The sequence below is a fragment of the uncultured Mucilaginibacter sp. genome (genome assembly GCF_937859865.1).
Classification (GTDB): domain Bacteria; phylum Bacteroidota; class Bacteroidia; order Sphingobacteriales; family Sphingobacteriaceae; genus Mucilaginibacter_A.
Window position 1 is genome coordinate 1 of the sequence record NZ_CALMAT010000007.1, and the last position, 15,457, is coordinate 15,457.

The 15,457-nt window shown below is 39.9% G+C and carries 18 protein-coding genes; 8 read left to right on the forward strand and 10 right to left on the reverse strand.

Annotated elements, in window-relative coordinates:
• Positions 1–382 (forward strand): enolase C-terminal domain-like protein (locus tag Q0192_RS00875; protein ID WP_299284666.1); only part of this gene is annotated, 382 nt, incomplete at its 5' end.
• Positions 383–503: 121 nt separating this feature from the next.
• On the opposite strand, the gene Q0192_RS00880 is transcribed toward Q0192_RS00875, so the two are convergent.
• Positions 504–2,399: a TonB family protein gene (locus Q0192_RS00880; RefSeq protein ID WP_299284669.1), complete on the reverse strand. Its 1,896-nt coding sequence runs from the start codon at positions 2,397–2,399 to the stop codon at positions 504–506.
• Positions 2,400–2,406: 7 nt separating this feature from the next.
• The gene (locus Q0192_RS00885; protein WP_299284672.1) at positions 2,407–2,781 is read right to left on the reverse strand and encodes a BlaI/MecI/CopY family transcriptional regulator; all 375 of its coding nucleotides are present in this window, start codon (positions 2,779–2,781) and stop codon (positions 2,407–2,409) included.
• A gap of 153 nt (positions 2,782–2,934) precedes the next feature.
• Between Q0192_RS00885 and Q0192_RS00890 the strand changes: the two genes are divergently transcribed.
• From Q0192_RS00890 to Q0192_RS00900, 3 genes are all read left to right on the forward strand, one after another.
• Positions 2,935–3,798, forward strand: a complete 864-nt coding sequence (locus Q0192_RS00890) for a glycosyltransferase (RefSeq protein WP_299284675.1) — start codon at positions 2,935–2,937, stop codon at positions 3,796–3,798.
• 207 nt (positions 3,799–4,005) lie between these two features.
• On the forward strand, positions 4,006–5,436 hold the full coding sequence (locus Q0192_RS00895) for an MBL fold metallo-hydrolase (RefSeq protein WP_299284678.1): 1,431 nt from the start codon (positions 4,006–4,008) through the stop codon (positions 5,434–5,436).
• Positions 5,437–5,791: 355 nt separating this feature from the next.
• Positions 5,792–7,180, forward strand: a complete 1,389-nt coding sequence (locus tag Q0192_RS00900; protein ID WP_299284681.1) for a M28 family peptidase — start codon at positions 5,792–5,794, stop codon at positions 7,178–7,180.
• A gap of 58 nt (positions 7,181–7,238) precedes the next feature.
• Here Q0192_RS00900 and Q0192_RS00905 read toward each other — a convergent pair whose 3' ends face one another.
• The 8 genes from Q0192_RS00905 to metK all read right to left on the reverse strand — a co-directional run bounded on the left by Q0192_RS00905 (position 7,239) and on the right by metK (position 12,393).
• Positions 7,239–7,565, reverse strand: a complete 327-nt coding sequence (locus Q0192_RS00905) for a type II toxin-antitoxin system RelE/ParE family toxin (RefSeq protein WP_299284684.1) — start codon at positions 7,563–7,565, stop codon at positions 7,239–7,241.
• Entirely contained in the window at positions 7,555–7,788 is a 234-nt protein-coding gene (locus Q0192_RS00910) for a hypothetical protein (RefSeq protein WP_299284687.1), read from the reverse strand. The genes Q0192_RS00905 and Q0192_RS00910 overlap by 11 nt, the downstream gene beginning before the upstream one ends.
• A gap of 58 nt (positions 7,789–7,846) precedes the next feature.
• Entirely contained in the window at positions 7,847–8,047 is a 201-nt protein-coding gene (locus Q0192_RS00915) for a hypothetical protein (RefSeq protein WP_299284690.1), read from the reverse strand.
• Between the two features lie 182 nt (positions 8,048–8,229).
• Positions 8,230–8,721 carry a hypothetical protein gene (locus Q0192_RS00920; protein ID WP_299284694.1) on the reverse strand — a complete coding sequence of 164 codons (492 nt, stop codon included), beginning with the start codon at positions 8,719–8,721 and terminating at the stop codon, positions 8,230–8,232.
• A 66-nt stretch (positions 8,722–8,787) separates the two neighbouring features.
• Positions 8,788–9,528: a lysophospholipid acyltransferase family protein gene (locus Q0192_RS00925; RefSeq protein WP_299284697.1), complete on the reverse strand. Its 741-nt coding sequence runs from the start codon at positions 9,526–9,528 to the stop codon at positions 8,788–8,790.
• Between the two features lie 32 nt (positions 9,529–9,560).
• Complete coding sequence (locus tag Q0192_RS00930; protein ID WP_299284700.1) at positions 9,561–10,112, reverse strand: NUDIX hydrolase; 552 nt, start codon at positions 10,110–10,112, stop codon at positions 9,561–9,563.
• Between the two features lie 34 nt (positions 10,113–10,146).
• Positions 10,147–11,070 (reverse strand): EamA family transporter, encoded by a 924-nt coding sequence (locus Q0192_RS00935; RefSeq protein ID WP_299284703.1) that lies wholly within the window; start codon positions 11,068–11,070, stop codon positions 10,147–10,149.
• Between the two features lie 72 nt (positions 11,071–11,142).
• Entirely contained in the window at positions 11,143–12,393 is a 1,251-nt protein-coding gene (gene metK / locus Q0192_RS00940) for a methionine adenosyltransferase (protein WP_299284706.1), read from the reverse strand.
• 354 nt (positions 12,394–12,747) lie between these two features.
• On the opposite strand from metK, the gene Q0192_RS00945 reads away from it, so the two are divergent.
• The 4 genes from Q0192_RS00945 to Q0192_RS00960 all read left to right on the forward strand — a co-directional run bounded on the left by Q0192_RS00945 (position 12,748) and on the right by Q0192_RS00960 (position 15,453).
• On the forward strand, positions 12,748–13,089 hold the full coding sequence (locus Q0192_RS00945; protein ID WP_299284710.1) for a translation initiation factor: 342 nt from the start codon (positions 12,748–12,750) through the stop codon (positions 13,087–13,089).
• A 288-nt stretch (positions 13,090–13,377) separates the two neighbouring features.
• A complete protein-coding gene (locus Q0192_RS00950; protein WP_299284713.1) occupies positions 13,378–14,226 on the forward strand; it encodes a MotA/TolQ/ExbB proton channel family protein in 849 nt (282 codons plus the stop codon).
• A 68-nt stretch (positions 14,227–14,294) separates the two neighbouring features.
• Positions 14,295–14,900 (forward strand): biopolymer transporter ExbD, encoded by a 606-nt coding sequence (locus Q0192_RS00955; RefSeq protein WP_299284716.1) that lies wholly within the window; start codon positions 14,295–14,297, stop codon positions 14,898–14,900.
• 16 nt (positions 14,901–14,916) lie between these two features.
• Positions 14,917–15,453: a biopolymer transporter ExbD gene (locus Q0192_RS00960; RefSeq protein ID WP_299284719.1), complete on the forward strand. Its 537-nt coding sequence runs from the start codon at positions 14,917–14,919 to the stop codon at positions 15,451–15,453.
• Positions 15,454–15,457 lie beyond the last annotated feature (4 nt).

Here is a 15,457-nt window from a genome sequence, read left to right on the forward strand (position 1 = left end):
CGCTTGGCTAATGGAAAGAAGTCCGGTTGCGATCATTGGCGATGAAGCCGTACAGCGTTTTGCCGATGTAGCAAAAGCAAAAGGCGTTTACCACGGCATCAACGTAAAACTGATGAAATCGGCCGGGATGTATGAAGGGAATCGCATGATTTTAAAAGCGAAAGAATTGGGTTTAAAAGTTTTGATTGGCTGCATGAGTGAAACCAGTTGCGCTACGTTGGCCGCCGCTGCTTTGGCCCCGCTTTGTGATTGGGCCGATTTGGATGGGCCGTTCCTCACCAAAAACAACCCTTACCAAAACCCTGCATTTGCCAATGGAAAATATGTGCTAAAAGAAGCATTTGGGTTGGGGCTGGTATCGGTTGATGGTTTTGGGTTGTGAGTTGCGGGTTCTTTTCGGCTTTGTTATCTGCGTTTTGTTATCGCAACATAGTTAAAACAACCATCATAAACAAAAAAATCAGCACCGGTTTGATGCTGATTTTTATGCGGTAAAAGAAGCATTAAGGTTTAGTTGCGCCTGTCGCTTTTTTGCCTTTTTTAGTAGTGATTTCAATTACGCCATCTTTGCCTTTATCACCATATTTTACTGCTGCAGAACCGTCTTTTAAAACAGTAATACTTTCTATATCATTTGGGTTGATGTTGTTAAGCGGGTTAATCCCTTTTGCCTCAACACCATCTATAATCACTATAGCTTTATTATATAATGTATTACCATCAATTCTTACTGCATTTATTCTTTTAGTAGTATCTGCATTTGGCGGTGGAGTGAGTACAATATCAATAATGCTATCTTTTTTTGAAGATGAACTTGTACTTGCTGCTTTTGTTCCATCATTCAAACTGAAATTAACCGGCATGGTAAAACTCACCCTTACCGGGTTGCCATTTTGCAGGCCAGGATTCCAGGCAGGAGATTCTGACAGAACACGGACAGCTTCTGGCCCGCAGCCGCCGCCAATATCGCGCAGCACTTTGATATTGGTTAATTTACCATCTTTTTCTACAATAAACGAAACGATCACGCGACCAGTAAATTTATTGTTTTTAGCTTCTTTTGGGTAACGGATTGATTTTGCCAAATAATTAGCAAAAGCTTCTTCTCCTCCGGGAAATGATGGCAGTTTTTCAACTGATGCAAAACTAACGACTCCAGGGTCAGAAGAAGGTTTTACAGCAAGTGTGTTTGCTCTGGCTTTGGCCATCGTCTTGTCTTCAAACACAACGATTTTAAGTTTTCCGGCAACATTATCAAATGTTGTTACCAAAACAGTTGAATCAGGACTTTTAAAATTTACTATAGCCCGTTCAGTATAATTGGGTATTTCAAAATCTCCGTCTTCGTCCGTTGTTGTATTAAAATTATTTTGTTCGTACTGCACTTTAACATTCGCCATAGGTTTGCCCATAGGATTTACCACTTTCCCTTTTAAATCTGATACTGTTTTTACCGTGCCTTTTTCTGTTAAAGTATTTTTCGGAAAAGAACTTTCTCCTTTATCAATATTCATCAAAACAGAATTAACAGGTATATCACTGCCGAAATTATCAGAAATTTGTTGGATCGTTTTCTGCTTGCTTACTGTGGCTGAAGTTAAAATCAGCATGGCGGCAAAAAGCGGTGCCGAAAGCCCGTATTTTAAAAGTGCGGCACGGCGCGAAGGGTTTTTATGCAGCATCATAATGCGTTGTTTTAAAAGCGATTGGTTAAAAAAACTGTTGGTTAAAGTGTTTGGCTCGATGCCCATGCTTTGGCTAAGCAACAGCATCGCATAATCCGATTTATCAACACCAAAACTGATGGCATCACGATCGGCAATAAATTCGTGGTTGTATTTGATGGCTTTGCGGTAAAAATAGATTACTGGATTGAACCAATTAAGGATGGTTAAGGCTTCAAACAAAAGCACATCGGCCGAATGCAATTGCGCTACGTGCACCATTTCGTGCTGTAAAATCACGTCTTTCTGCGGCAGGTTTTCATCAACCTTAACTTTTCCAAAAAAGGAAAAAGCAAGCCCGGTTTCTGCTGATTGCAGGTAGCGTTTCAGCTTTACAAAACGATAAATTAAGCGTGCTAAAAGAAGCATCGTTACCAACCAATAAACGGCGGTAAAAAACTGGGAAACGGTAAAACCGCTTTCTGCCGTTGGCGAAACCTGGTAAACAAAACCGGGGTCAATGTAGTAAATGGTTTGTTGTACCTTTTGCGTGATGAACAGGTTTTTCACCCATTCAGATTGCATCAGCGGGATGAAAAAAGACAGCATTGCCGCCGAAACCAAATAAATGCGGTTGAGCATAAAGTAGGTTTCTTTGCGCAAAAGCAATAAATAAAACCCGTAAAACAGCGCCAAATACAGGTTTGCCAGTAAAAGATAGTGCCACCAGTTCATATCGTTTTTATTTGTTTTTAAGTTTCTCGATCAGCTTTAAAATCTCGTCTGCTTCTTTTAAGTCTATTTTTTCCTTCTCCACAAAAAAGGAAAACATGCGTTCTACCGAGTTGTCGAAATAACCATTCAACAGTTTATCGGCCGAAAAATTCTGGTATTCTTCTTTCGAGACCAGCGGATAATACTGGTGGCTTTTGCCAAAAGAGTGGTGGGCGATAAAGCCTTTGGTTTCCAAAATGCGGATAAACGTAGAAACCGTGTTGTAGGCAGGTTTCGGTTCGGGCAGTTCTTCAATTACTTCTTTTACAAAGGCTTTTTTCAACTGCCATAATATTTGCATAATTTGTTCTTCGGCGCGGGTTAATTCTTTAATTTGTTTCATAGGACTAAGGTAGAACTATTATTTTAGTTTTCCAACTAAAAAATTAGAATAAAAAGTTTTTTATTTTTAAAGGTTTTAGGACTGATAAGCTTAAAAAGAACATTTTATAATTATATCTTGTTGCAACCAACATCAGATGAATATTAAAACAGCATGAGCATTACTTTTCACCGCGCTTCACACCAAGTAGACAACAGTAAAAATTTATTGCAGATAGATGAAGGGCGGGTCATTCCGCGTATCATTCACCAAACGTTCATGTCTAAAAATTTACCGGCAGAGCTGCAGGAAAATGTGGAAAGAATAAAAAGGCTGAACCCGGGCTGGACGCATATCCTTTATGATGATAACGATATCCAAACCTTTATCCGCAAAAACTACGGGGTTAAAATGCTTAGTTATTTCGGGCGCATCAACCCAAGGTACGGCGCGGCGCGGGCAGATTTGTTCCGCTACTTAGTTATGTACAAATGTGGGGGTGTATATTTGGATATTAAAAGTACCTGCACCAAACCTTTGGACGAGGTATTGCAACCTGACGATAAGTACATTTTGGCGCAGTGGAGGAACAAGCCGGGCGAAAATTATGCCGGATATGGCCTATCTAAAGAAGTAGCCTTTATCGAAGGCGGCGAATACCAGCAATGGCATATTGTTGCGGCTCCCGGCCACCCTTTTTTGAAAGCTGTTATCGAAACCGTCATCCGTAATATTGATAACTATCGTCCCTGGTTGCATGGCACAGGCGGAATAGGGGTTTTACGTTTGACAGGCCCGCTCGTTTACACGCTGGCCATTCATCCTTTACTGGCATCGGCATCGTATAGACTGGTCAACAATGAAACGGACGTAGGGCTGCAATACTCCGTTTATACCAATACTCACCACAGGTCTGTTTACAAAACTAATTACTCCCTTCTCACGGAGTCTATCATCCATATGAAAAACTTCCATAAAATACTGGCTTACCTATACAGCTTTGCAAAAAAAAGTAAGCATCTGTTGTTTGGCAGATAATTTTTTGTGATTATAGACATGCTTCTTTTATGCCTGTAAATTAAATATTTGCAGCCTCTTCACAATTAAGAAGGCTTTTAGAAAAGTATGGAAACCTGCTGATTTTTAGTCGATAAAAGAAGCATCGGCAATAAATCCAATGAAAGTTTATGTATTCATAATTTTTTGATAAAAAGTTAAAAAAAGAACTTTTATCAGGAAAACACGTTGCACCTCAACTTAAAAGATAAAAACTACATGAAGATGACTTTCCACGGTGCCGCACGAAACGTAACCGGCAGCAAACATTTATTAGAACTGGCAGACGGGACAAAGATTTTGCTGGATTGCGGCATGTTCCAGGGCATGGGCGAAGAAACCGAAGAACTGAACGAATATTTTGGCTTTAAACCGGATCAGGTAGATTACATGATCTTGTCGCACGCCCATATTGACCATTGTGGATTAATTCCGCGTTTAGTTGCCGAAGGATATGCAGGCCCAATTTTTTGTACTTCGGCCACGATGGATTTGGCGCGGATACTGATGACAGATTCGGCACGGATCCAGGAACAGGATTCTAACTACAGCAACAAACACCGCCGACAAAAAAATATGCACGAACTAACGCCGCTTTATGTTGAAGATAACGTGGTAGAAGCTTTACGGCTGTTTAAGATTGTAGAATACGATGAAGAATTTGAAATCACGCCGCGCGTAAAATTGAAACTAACTGATGCCGGACATATTATTGGCAGCGCGGCCGTGCATTTGACCATTTTGGAAGATGGCAAATTTACCAACCTTACTTTTAGCGGAGATGTTGGCCGCTACGATGATTTATTGCTGAAAAACCCGCAGCCTTACGAGCAGTCGGATTATATCATTTTGGAATCCACTTATGGTGATTCTTTGCACAAAGATTTGCCGCCGGTAGAAGACCAACTCAAAGAAATGATCGAGCAAACGTGTTTTGTAAAAGGCGGAAAGCTCATCATTCCGGCTTTTAGCGTTGGCCGCACACAGGAACTGCTGTATGCTTTAAATGCTTTGGAACTAAAAGGCGTTTTGCCCGATGTGCCGTATTATGTAGATAGTCCGCTTTCCGAAAAAGCAACACAAGTTTTAAAAAACCATCCCGAAGTATATAATAAAGATGTGCAGAAAGTGCTTCAGGTTGATGCCGACCCTTTTGCGTTTAAAGGGTTGCGGTTTATTGAACTGGTGGAAGAATCCAAAGCTTTAAATGCCGATCCGCGGCCTTGCGTTATTATTTCTGCTTCCGGAATGGCCGAAGCCGGACGCGTAAAACATCACATCAAAAACAGCATCAGCAACCATAAAAACACCATTTTGATGGTCGGTTATTGCGAGCCAAATTCGTTGGGCGGACATTTAATCAACGGCGATAAATGGGTTTCGATTTTTGGGGAAGAATACCAGGTAATGGCCGAAGTAAAAGTGATTAAATCCATGAGTGCGCACGGCGATTACAATGATTTGCTGCATTTTTTATCCTGCCAAGACCCGAAAGAAGTGAAGAAAATATTTTTGGTGCACGGCGAATACAAAGTGCAGCAAAACTTTGCCGAACGGATCAAAACCTACAATTTTAAGGAAGTGGAAATCCCGGAACAGCACGAAACGGTGGAGTTGTAGCGGTGGTTTTAAGGTGAAGGGTTGAAAGGTAAAAGGTTTAGGGTGGAAGGGAGAAAGGTAGTGGCTTTGCCATTTCTATCAAAAGGAGAAATACTCTTTAAAAGAACACTGATTTTTAGGCGATAAAAGAAGTATTATCTTCTTGCTTTGAAAAAGGTTCCTCTCTGCGTTTAGAATGACAAAATTTGTACTTCTTTTTAACTTAATTCAGCATAATTTTAACTACGTTTAGCAAATTTGTTACATCAAGCTAAAAAATTTAAGTTTTAATTTGAACTAACACACTAAAAAAGGTACGGTAAAAGAAGCATGCTTCTTTTACCGGTATAAATTTGGCAACAACATCAGCAGAAACATGAAAAAAACAATACTCAGCACTTTTATATTTGCCTCATTCAACATTTTTGCTTTCGCGCAAACCACCATTAAACCTGATTTGCAGATCAGTAAAATGGTGGACGAAGTTTCGGCCAAAAATTTGGAAGCAACCGTTCGGAAATTGGTGAGCTTCAAAACACGTCACACATTAAGCGATACCACGAGTAAAACAACTGGCATCGGCGCAGCCAGAAACTGGATCAAAGCCGAAATGGAACGTTACGCCGCTGCTTCCGGCGGAAGGATGAAAGTGGAATTTGATACGTTTACCCAACCAGCAGGCGGAAGGATTGACAAACCAACCGTTCTAAAAAACGTGCTGGCTATTTTGAAAGGAACCGACCCAAATGATACGCGGATTTACATGGTTTCCGGCCATTATGATTCCCGGGTGAATGATATTATGAACGCTAGTTCCGTAGAACCTGGCGCAGTTGATGATGCTTCGGGAACGGCTTTGTCTATGGATCTGGCGCGGGTCATGTCGAGAAGGGCTTTTCCTTCCACCATCATTTTTATGGCCGTTGCCGGAGAAGAGCAGGGTTTAAACGGCTCAACCAATGTGGCCAAACGCGCCAAAGCCGAAAACTGGAACATTGACGCGATGCTGAACAACGATATTGTGGGCAATACTTACGGCATGGAAACCGGTTTGAAAGATAACCGCAGCATCCGTGTTTTTAGCGAAGGTGTTCCTTCCACCGCTATTGCTTCCAAAAATGATACTTTGGCTGCCCGCCGTGCCGGTATCGCTATTAATTCTTTGGTTGGAAACGGCGGCGAAAATGACAGTCCGTCCCGGCAGTTGGCGCGCTATATCAAAGAAGTTGGCGAGCGTTATGTTGCCCAGTTAGATGTAAAAATGATTTATCGGCGAGACCGCTTTTTGCGTGGCGGCGACCAAACGCCTTTTTTACAGCAAGGTTTTACGGCCGTCCGTTTTACCGAAATGAACGAGGATTTTAACCGCCAGCACCAGGATGTACGCAAAGAAAACGGCGTAGATTACGGCGATGTGCCGGATGCTGCCGATTACGATTACATTCAAAAAATTTCAAGGATGAATTTGTCTGTCCTGGCAAATTTGGCTTTGGCCCCTGCCGAACCGCAAAACGTTGGCGTCATCACCAGCGGTTTAACCAATAAAACGGCTTTAAAATGGGAAGCGCCAAAAACCGGCAAAAAACCCGCAGGTTATTATGTGTTGATGCGCGAAACGATCAGCCCGTACTGGGAAAAGAAATTTTATGTAACGGATACACAAGCTACGATGGATTACTCGAAAGACAATTACTTTTTTGCAGTGCAGTCTGTGGATGAGCAAGGGCATGAAAGTTTGCCGGTTGTACCGAAGCCAATTAGGTAGAAGTTGTAATACTTCTTTTACCACCTAAAATTCCTTACCAAATCTGCATTTTTTGACTTTAAAGGATTGTTTTAAAAATTTGCTCCAATTCTTTGTCTGTAATTGTGCTTTTTTTAGATTTATCATAAACAGAAGCAAGGTAAACAGTTGTTGCGGTGATTTTCAAATAAGTAATAATCCGGACACCGCCAGATTTTCCTTTGTTTTTCGAAGCAATGGCTAAACGGATTTTAAAAAAGTTGTTGCCCAAGGGCTTGCCTTGGTTCGGTTCAGTTGTAAGGCTTGCAATAAGTTGGGCCAGGTCGTTTTTAAAAGAAGGATGTTTTTTTCCTAACCGTTTTGCTTGTTTGTCAAAAATCGGAATAGTGGCTATTTCATAATTCATCCAGCAATTCTTTTGCCGGCCGGGCTTTTAGTTTTCCTTGTTCTACAAGTTTAAGTTGGGTAACGGCTTCTTTCAATTCGAGTAAAAGCTGTTCTTTGGTTGGTTCTTCAAATTCTAAAACCTCCAAATCTTTGTATTGCTTTTTTAGGTTTTCCCATTCTTTAATCGGAATATAAACACCAGTAGCTTTGCCTTTACTATCTTGTATTACCTGTAACCTCATAATCCAAAATTAGTAAATTGTAATTAAAAGCAATGCTTCTTTTACCACCTAAAATTCCTTACCAAACTTGATCTTTAACCACTTCGCAAACGGTTTGGAATAAATTCATTTTGCCGGAAAACAAAGAAATAGTTTCGGCACTGGCAATCTGGAAAGTGCGCAAATTTTCTACTTCGTAATTAATGCTCAGCAATAGAGCCAAAATTACCGGTGCCAAAAGCAGTATAAAAGGGTTGGTGTTGATGATAAAGTTTTTCATGACTATCGGTTTGATGAATCAAAGAAAAAGCTAATCTGCAAGCTGCTAAATGCTTATTAGGCAGAGCTGTAAGAAAAATCGGTGAACGGCATTTTTTTACCGACGAAAATTTTTACCGAAAGAAGAAAAAACCTAAAATTAAAAAAAGAGAAAGACTATTTCTATTATAAAATTAGCGTGCCTTATTTCCATTTTACAGCTACATCCTTAAGTTTTAAGTTTAATGTTCGTCCTGGTGCATCAGGATCGTAATACTCGATATTAATAAGTTTTAAAATAAGGGTAGTTGGAGTTGTTTTTAATTCGATAGTTGTTTTGACAGGAGTATTTGAAAATAGCTTTCCCCTTATTCCTGAAGAACCAATGTTAATATTACCCGCTTTTATTTCATTTCCTTCTACATCTATTGCAGATGCACCTGCAAACTGAAATTCTTTATCTGCCCCTTTGTTGGTTAACACAAACTGTAGCGTTATTTTATCACTGCTTTTATTGCCTTCTGCTTTAATCAAATTAAAATCAATGTTTTCTGCTTGAGCAGTCAAGATCGGTTTTTGAATATTTAAGGCTGAGCGCAAATATTGATTTTCTTTTGCCAAATCAACGCAATCTTTAGTTTGAGCATTAGCAGATAGTCCGCATAGGATTAGTGAAATTGTAAGTAAGTTTTTCATGTACAGTCAAAGATAATAGATTCTGTATTTGATATATCATCAAATTTAAAACTGCATAGGCTAAACTTAGTTGCTTTGCCCCAACGCTTCCCGAATTTCCGTTTCCACACGTTTCACTAAAACTTCCATGTCTTTTTCGGTTGGTTCTATCGGTTCCAAAACTTCAAATTGCAGGTTTAAAAAGGTTCCTAACGGGAAAGTGCCGTTCCGAACCATTTTCCAGGAATTGCGGATGACGATTGGAACCAATAAGGTATTTGGGCATTTTTTTAACAGCGTTGCAATTCCGCCAATCTGAAAATTGCGCATTACACCAATTTTCGCACGTGTTCCTTCGGGGAAAATTACTGCTGACCAGGTATTGGTTTGCATCCGCGTCCCGAATTTCGACATTTCGACAATCGCTGATTTTGAATCTTTGCGGTCAATGTTGGCGCCACCGCCATATTTTAAGTTGAAAGAAATGGAAGGGATTCCTTTGGTCAGTTCGATTTTAGAAATAAACTTGGCGTGGTATTTCCGCAGAAACCAAATCAGCGGCGGGATATCGTACAAACTTTGGTGGTTGGCAATAAAAATAATTGGCCGGTTTTCGGGCAAAGCAAAACGGTTGCTAAAACTAACGGTGTTGCCTAACAGATAATAAGAGGAAATCAAACCCAAATTCATCACATCCACCACATTTTTATGCGCTTTGTAGCCGAAAAGCCGAAACGCAATCCATTGTATCGGATGAAAAAACAGCAGAAAAAAAGTGAATAGAATATAATGCAGCGGCGTTAAAATATAACTCAACAATTTTTGCATGGTAAAAGAAGCATTAAAGTTTAGGCCGGCAATTAATTTTCCGAGAGCATGATGTGTACTTTCAAAACCGCCGCAACGGTAATAGCATCGGTAATTTCGCCACGGCAAACCATTTGGTAAACTTCTTCAAAAGGTAATTTTTTGATTGTTAACTGTTCGGTTTCTTCCGGTTCGGCTTCAAATTGTTCCAGGTTTTGAGCGAGATAAATGATGGCTTCTTCATCACAAACCGAATTGGACAAATACATGCGCTGGATTTCGGTCCATTTCCCAGCTTTTAATCCGGTTTCTTCCAACAGTTCGCGTTTGGCCGAATCCAAAGGTTCGCCGGATAATGGCCCGCCGCCTTCCGGGATTTCCCAACTGTATTGCTTTAACGGAAAGCGAAATTGCCCGACCAAATACGTGTTGAGGTTTTCATCCAAAGGCAAAACGCCAATCGCTTTATTTTTAAAATGAACCCGGCCATAAATCCCGGGATTACCCGAAGGATTGAGCACCTGAAACTCAGTAATATTGATCCAAGGGTTATCGTAAATATTTTCTTCGGAAGTAACTTTCCAGGGATTAACTTCAGTTTGCATGGTTGTAAAAGTAGTAAAATTTAAAAGCCGGAAATCAGGTTGCCGTTGCTTTTTGGTATTCAGGTACATTTACCAATACAATGCCAACCAAAATAATGACGAGTGCGAGCAACTGTTCTTTTACCAAACTTTCGTGCGCAAACAACCAGCCTAAAAGCACGGCCACAACCGGATTAACATAAGTATGCGTACTAATCAAGGCCGGAGGACGCTTGGAAATGAGCCAAACGAAAGACATATAGGCAATTAAAGAACCAAAAACGATTAGGAACAACAGTCCCAGCCATGATTGTGTAGGAACATTTGCAAAGGAAAAACCGGAAAATTCTCCGGTAAAAGAAGCAATAACGCCGCTTAACGCTGCTGCTGCCAGCAATTGGATGCTGCTGTTCATCACAATGGAGCTGCTGCCTTTGGTATTGCTAATCAGGAGCGAACCTAAAACCCACCAAATTGCGCTCAGCAAAACAACCAAAGTTGCAATAAGGCCAATGGCAGATTGGTTGATTTGCACATCAGTTGATTTTAGAAACAGAAAAATCCCGCCAAAGCCAATAATTAATCCGGCAATAATGTATTTGTTGGAGAAGTAAGTTTTCCAGTTTTTTTTATCCAACAGCAAAAACCACAACGGTTCGGTTGCAATTAGGATGGCGGCCTGTCCGGAGGTAATGTATTGTTCGGCCCAGGCAATCATCCCGGTGCCGCCAACCAGCATTAATATACCGCTTAAAGCATGCCTTGAAATTATTTTTAGCGAAGGCCGTTTTTCGCCTTTTAGTTTGGCATAAGCCAGCAAAATTAAACCGGCCACGAGGTAACGTAATCCAACTAAAACAAAAGGCGGAAAACCTTTTAGCCCGAAAGCCACAGCCAAATAGGTAGAACCCCAAATAATGTAGATGTTAAAAAAAGCGAAAATCAGCAGGAGTCGCTGGAAGAGCAGGTTATTTTTCATACCGAGACCTTAATTTTTGGTATTGCCTCAAAACGGCAATACCAAAAAATATAGGGTAAAAGAAGCATCGGCTTATAAACCAAATGCTTCTTTTACCTGGTCTAAATAGTCGAGTTTTTCCCAGGTAAACAATTCTACTTCTACCTTGGTTTCTTCGCCGTTTGGCGTGAAGAAAGATTTGATTACCGTTTGCGGTTCCTTACCAAAATGCCCATAAGCCGCAGTTTCAGAATAAATTGGGTTGCGCAATTTAAAACGGGTTTCGATGGCGTAAGGCGTCATATCAAAAATGGCAGCCACTTTTTCGGCGATTTCTCCGTCGTGCAAATTCACTTTTCCAGTGCCGTACGTGTTTACATAAATGCCCATCGGTTGTGCCACGCCAATGGCATAAGAAACCTGGACCAGAATTTCGGTACAAACACCGGCAGCAACTAAATTTTTGGCGATATGGCGTGTGGCATAAGCTGCAGAACGGTCAACTTTTGAAGGATCTTTTCCGGAAAAAGCACCGCCGCCGTGCGCACCTTTGCCGCCGTAAGTATCTACAATAATTTTTCGCCCGGTCAAACCGGTATCGCCGTGCGGGCCGCCAATAACAAATTTTCCGGTTGGGTTGATGTGGTATTTAATTTCGTCGTTAAAAAAGTGGCTGTATTTTGGATACTTTGCTTTTACACGCGGGATCAGGATTTTAATGATGTCTTCCCTGATCTTTTCTAACATTGCTTTTTCCTCGTCAAAATCATCGTGCTGCGTAGAAATTACGATCGCATCAATCCGGATGGGCTGGTTGTCATCGTTATATTCCAGCGTTACCTGCGATTTTGCATCCGGCCTTAAATACGGTATGTCTGAGTTTTCTCGGCGAATGGCAGCCAGTTCGATCAGCAAAGCATTGGCAATATCCAACGTAAGCGGCATAAAATTATCCGTTTCGATAGTGGCATAACCGAACATCATGCCCTGGTCTCCGGCGCCTTGCAGTTGTTTATCGGCGCGGTCAACACCTTGGTTGATGTCCGGTGATTGTTCATGAATGGCCGATAGCACACCGCAGGAATTGCCATCAAACATGTAAGCGCCTTTGGTATAACCAATTTTGTTGATCACATCGCGGGCAATTTTTTGCACGTCTAAATAAGCTTTGGATTTCACTTCTCCCGCCAAAAAAACCTGCCCGGTGGTAACCAACGTTTCGCAGGCAACTTTAGAATCAGGGTCGAAGGCCAAAAAATTATCAATTAAAGCATCAGAAATTTGATCGGCAACTTTATCGGGATGCCCTTCAGAAACAGATTCCGAAGTAAATAAATATGACATAGCTATTTTAATAAGTTAACATGAATAAAAAAGCAAAATAGCCGGATGAGGATTGCAAGCGCAAAATGGAAGACCAGTTTTTTAGCACTTTTTTTTACGTGGTTGCAATCAATTCAAATCAGTCCACTTTACAGCCAGCAAAATTAGAACATTTTTATAATTGCCGAAATTTGAAACCAGATTTGTTTTTTGCAGTTGCAATGCTTCTTTTAGTGCCATAAATTTGGGGTGGATGAAGAACAAGAATAAAATTATATGTGGTAAATTTCGTTCAACAAAAGTTTTCGCACTAAATTTATACCGGTAAAAACAGCATCACGAAAAGGCGTTCAACTCTTTAATAGATAAATTAATTTGAGCAAGAGAAATAAAAATGCCACAGGCGTAGTTTATTCTACTGATCCTGGTTTTGAATACCAGCAGGAAAATGACTGGGTTGGCGAAACGCTTCCTGCGCAACAGCAGCAGCTCAAGATTTTTTTAGACCGGAAAGCGGGCGGAAAATTGGTAACTAGGATTACAGAATTTAAAGGCAACGAAGAAGATTTGGAAAAATTAGGTAAAAAACTGAAAGCAAAATGCGGTGTAGGCGGAGCGGTAAAAGACGGCGAAATATTGATCCAGGGAAATTTCAGGGACAAGGTTTTACAGATTTTGCAAACCGATAACTACAAAGCAAAAATAGCCGGAGGATAGGCAACAATTTTTACAATTACGGCAATGGTGTGTTTTTTACACTTAATACTTGCATTAATTAATATTTTTCACTTTTATTGTAAAAACAAATTTGTAGAAAGTGTTATTTTTAAATCAAAGCAGTTCGATAAGCATTTTTAAGGAGGTAAATTAAATTAACATTATCTTTTATATTTATTCTTTTTTTAAAATAGTAAAACTTTAAATTTGTTATTCCATTTATAAAAACACCAATATTAAACCCTACATTTATAAAACTAAAAACTAACTAAACTAAAAAACCAAACAATGGCAACTACTCCACCAAAACCAACAACAACAGCAACAGTAAAAAAAGAAGGCTCAGGTTCATCGAGCATTTTTGCATCTTTAGTAATTCCAATCGCATTTGTCGTAGCTTTATTGATATACATATTTGTATTGGGTGATCCAAGTCATTACAAAGGCGGTGACCCAGCTAACGAGCCAGCAAATGGTGATTACTTTGGTGTTGTGCACAAAGGAGGACCAATTGTACCAGTTCTAATGACCTTTTTGCTTTGTGTTATTATTTTTTCTATTGAGCGCTTTGTTGTAATTGGTAAAGCGGCTGGTTCTGGAAATGTAGACGCTTTTATCAAAAAAGTTCAGTCTTACCTTAATGCTGGAAACATTGAAGCAGCAAGTGCCGAGTGCGATAAACAAAAAGGTTCGGTAGCAAACGTGATTAAATCAGGTTTGAAAAAATACCGCGAGATGGAACAAGAGCCAAATTTGGACGTAGATCAGAAATGCCTGGCTATCCAAAAAGATATTGAAGAAGCAACTTCTTTAGAAATGCCAATGTTGGAGCAAAACTTAACGATCATTGCAACTTTGGTATCTATCGGTACATTAACCGGTTTGTTAGGTACAGTAACTGGTATGATTAAAGCGTTCGCTGCATTGGCAACATCAGGAGCTCCCAATCAAGCTGCACTGGCGACAGGTATATCTGAAGCTTTGATCAATACAGCTTTAGGTATTTTCACCTCAACCTTAGCCGTTATTGCGTACAACTACTTTACTTCTAAAATTGATACCTTAACCTATGCTATTGATGAAACAGGTTTTAGTATTGTTCAAACTTATGCAGCTTCCCATAAAAATAATCATTAATTTTTATCGTTAATATGTCTGCAATTGTTTGCTCATATTTCTAACCGATTATTTAAAATAAAGTAATTATGCCAAGAGCTCATATAAAAAGAAAAAGTACTGCAATCGATATGACAGCGATGTGCGATATGGCTTTCCTTTTGCTTACCTTTTTTATTCTTACTTCCAAGCCTAAAACAGAAGATCTTGTTCCGGTAGATATTCCTGGATCTTCTGTGCTGATTAAATTACCGGATGATGTAGCAACCCTTACAATTGGACAAGGAAAGGTTTTTTTTAGTATTGAAGGAGAAGCGATAAAGGCACAAACATTAGAAAATGTTGGTCAAAAGTATAATATAACTTTTACACCTGCAGAAAAAGAGTTGTTTTCTCGATTGCCATCTTTTGGTGTGCCCATAGCCAGTATGAAACAGTTTCTGGATATGGATCCGGAGAAACGTAAGGCATTAAAACAACCGGGAATACCAACTGATTCTGTTAGTAATGAATTGTTTAACTGGGTTCGTGAAGCTCGGGTTTCAGCAAAAGCTTTGGTTAATAAAGATTTAAGGATTGGTATTAAAGGAGATAGCAAGGAAGAATATCCTACTATTAAAAAAGTGATTGCAATATTGCAAAAACAAAAAGTAAACAAATTTAGCCTGATTACTTCAATGCGGGCTGCGAAATAATTAAACTTAAAATAAGATGGCAGAATTAGATACCTCCGGGGGTGGCAAAAAAGGCGGGGGAAAAGTAAGGAGTAAAAAAGCATCCACCCGTGTTGATTTAACAGCTATGGTAGATTTGGCTTTCCTGCTGATCACATTTTTTATGCTAACCACAACCTTGGCAAAACCACAGGCTATGGATTTAGGCATGCCAGATAAGGATGATATTAAAAAGGATCAGTTACCAGTTCCGGCCTCTCGTACAATGTCTGTATTACTGGGCAGTAAAGATAAATTAGAATGGTTTGTTGGCGAACCAGGAAAAGTAGCCCCTAATGTTGATAATTACGGAAAAAATGGAATTCGTAAAGCTTTATTGGATAATGCTACACGTATTAAACAACAATCAGGTGGAAAGGATATGATCGTGTTAATTAAGCCATCAGATAAATCTGACTACAAGAATTTAGTGGATATGCTGGACGAACTTAAAATTGCTAATATTCAGATTTATGCAATTGTAGATATTACCGCTGCTGAGGTCGAATCGTTGAAACGAGATGCCCTTTACTAATATG

Bases quoted from the DNA above. Each gene is read 5' to 3' on its own strand.
- Q0192_RS00955 (WP_299284716.1), top strand. From the start codon at position 14,295: ATGCCAAGAGCTCATATAAAAAGAAAAAGTACTGCAATCGATATGACA.
- metK (WP_299284706.1), bottom strand. From the start codon at position 12,393: ATGTCATATTTATTTACTTCGGAATCTGTTTCTGAAGGGCATCCCGAT.
- Q0192_RS00900 (WP_299284681.1), top strand. From the start codon at position 5,792: ATGAAAAAAACAATACTCAGCACTTTTATATTTGCCTCATTCAACATT.
- Q0192_RS00930 (WP_299284700.1), bottom strand. From the start codon at position 10,112: ATGCAAACTGAAGTTAATCCCTGGAAAGTTACTTCCGAAGAAAATATT.
- Q0192_RS00885 (WP_299284672.1), bottom strand. From the start codon at position 2,781: ATGAAACAAATTAAAGAATTAACCCGCGCCGAAGAACAAATTATGCAA.
- Q0192_RS00920 (WP_299284694.1), bottom strand. From the start codon at position 8,721: ATGAAAAACTTACTTACAATTTCACTAATCCTATGCGGACTATCTGCT.
- Q0192_RS00915 (WP_299284690.1), bottom strand. From the start codon at position 8,047: ATGAAAAACTTTATCATCAACACCAACCCTTTTATACTGCTTTTGGCA.
- Q0192_RS00925 (WP_299284697.1), bottom strand. From the start codon at position 9,528: ATGCAAAAATTGTTGAGTTATATTTTAACGCCGCTGCATTATATTCTA.
- Q0192_RS00935 (WP_299284703.1), bottom strand. From the start codon at position 11,070: ATGAAAAATAACCTGCTCTTCCAGCGACTCCTGCTGATTTTCGCTTTT.
- Q0192_RS00890 (WP_299284675.1), top strand. From the start codon at position 2,935: ATGAGCATTACTTTTCACCGCGCTTCACACCAAGTAGACAACAGTAAA.
- Q0192_RS00950 (WP_299284713.1), top strand. From the start codon at position 13,378: ATGGCAACTACTCCACCAAAACCAACAACAACAGCAACAGTAAAAAAA.
- Q0192_RS00880 (WP_299284669.1), bottom strand. From the start codon at position 2,399: ATGAACTGGTGGCACTATCTTTTACTGGCAAACCTGTATTTGGCGCTG.
- Q0192_RS00910 (WP_299284687.1), bottom strand. From the start codon at position 7,788: ATGAGGTTACAGGTAATACAAGATAGTAAAGGCAAAGCTACTGGTGTT.
- Q0192_RS00960 (WP_299284719.1), top strand. From the start codon at position 14,917: ATGGCAGAATTAGATACCTCCGGGGGTGGCAAAAAAGGCGGGGGAAAA.
- Q0192_RS00905 (WP_299284684.1), bottom strand. From the start codon at position 7,565: ATGAATTATGAAATAGCCACTATTCCGATTTTTGACAAACAAGCAAAA.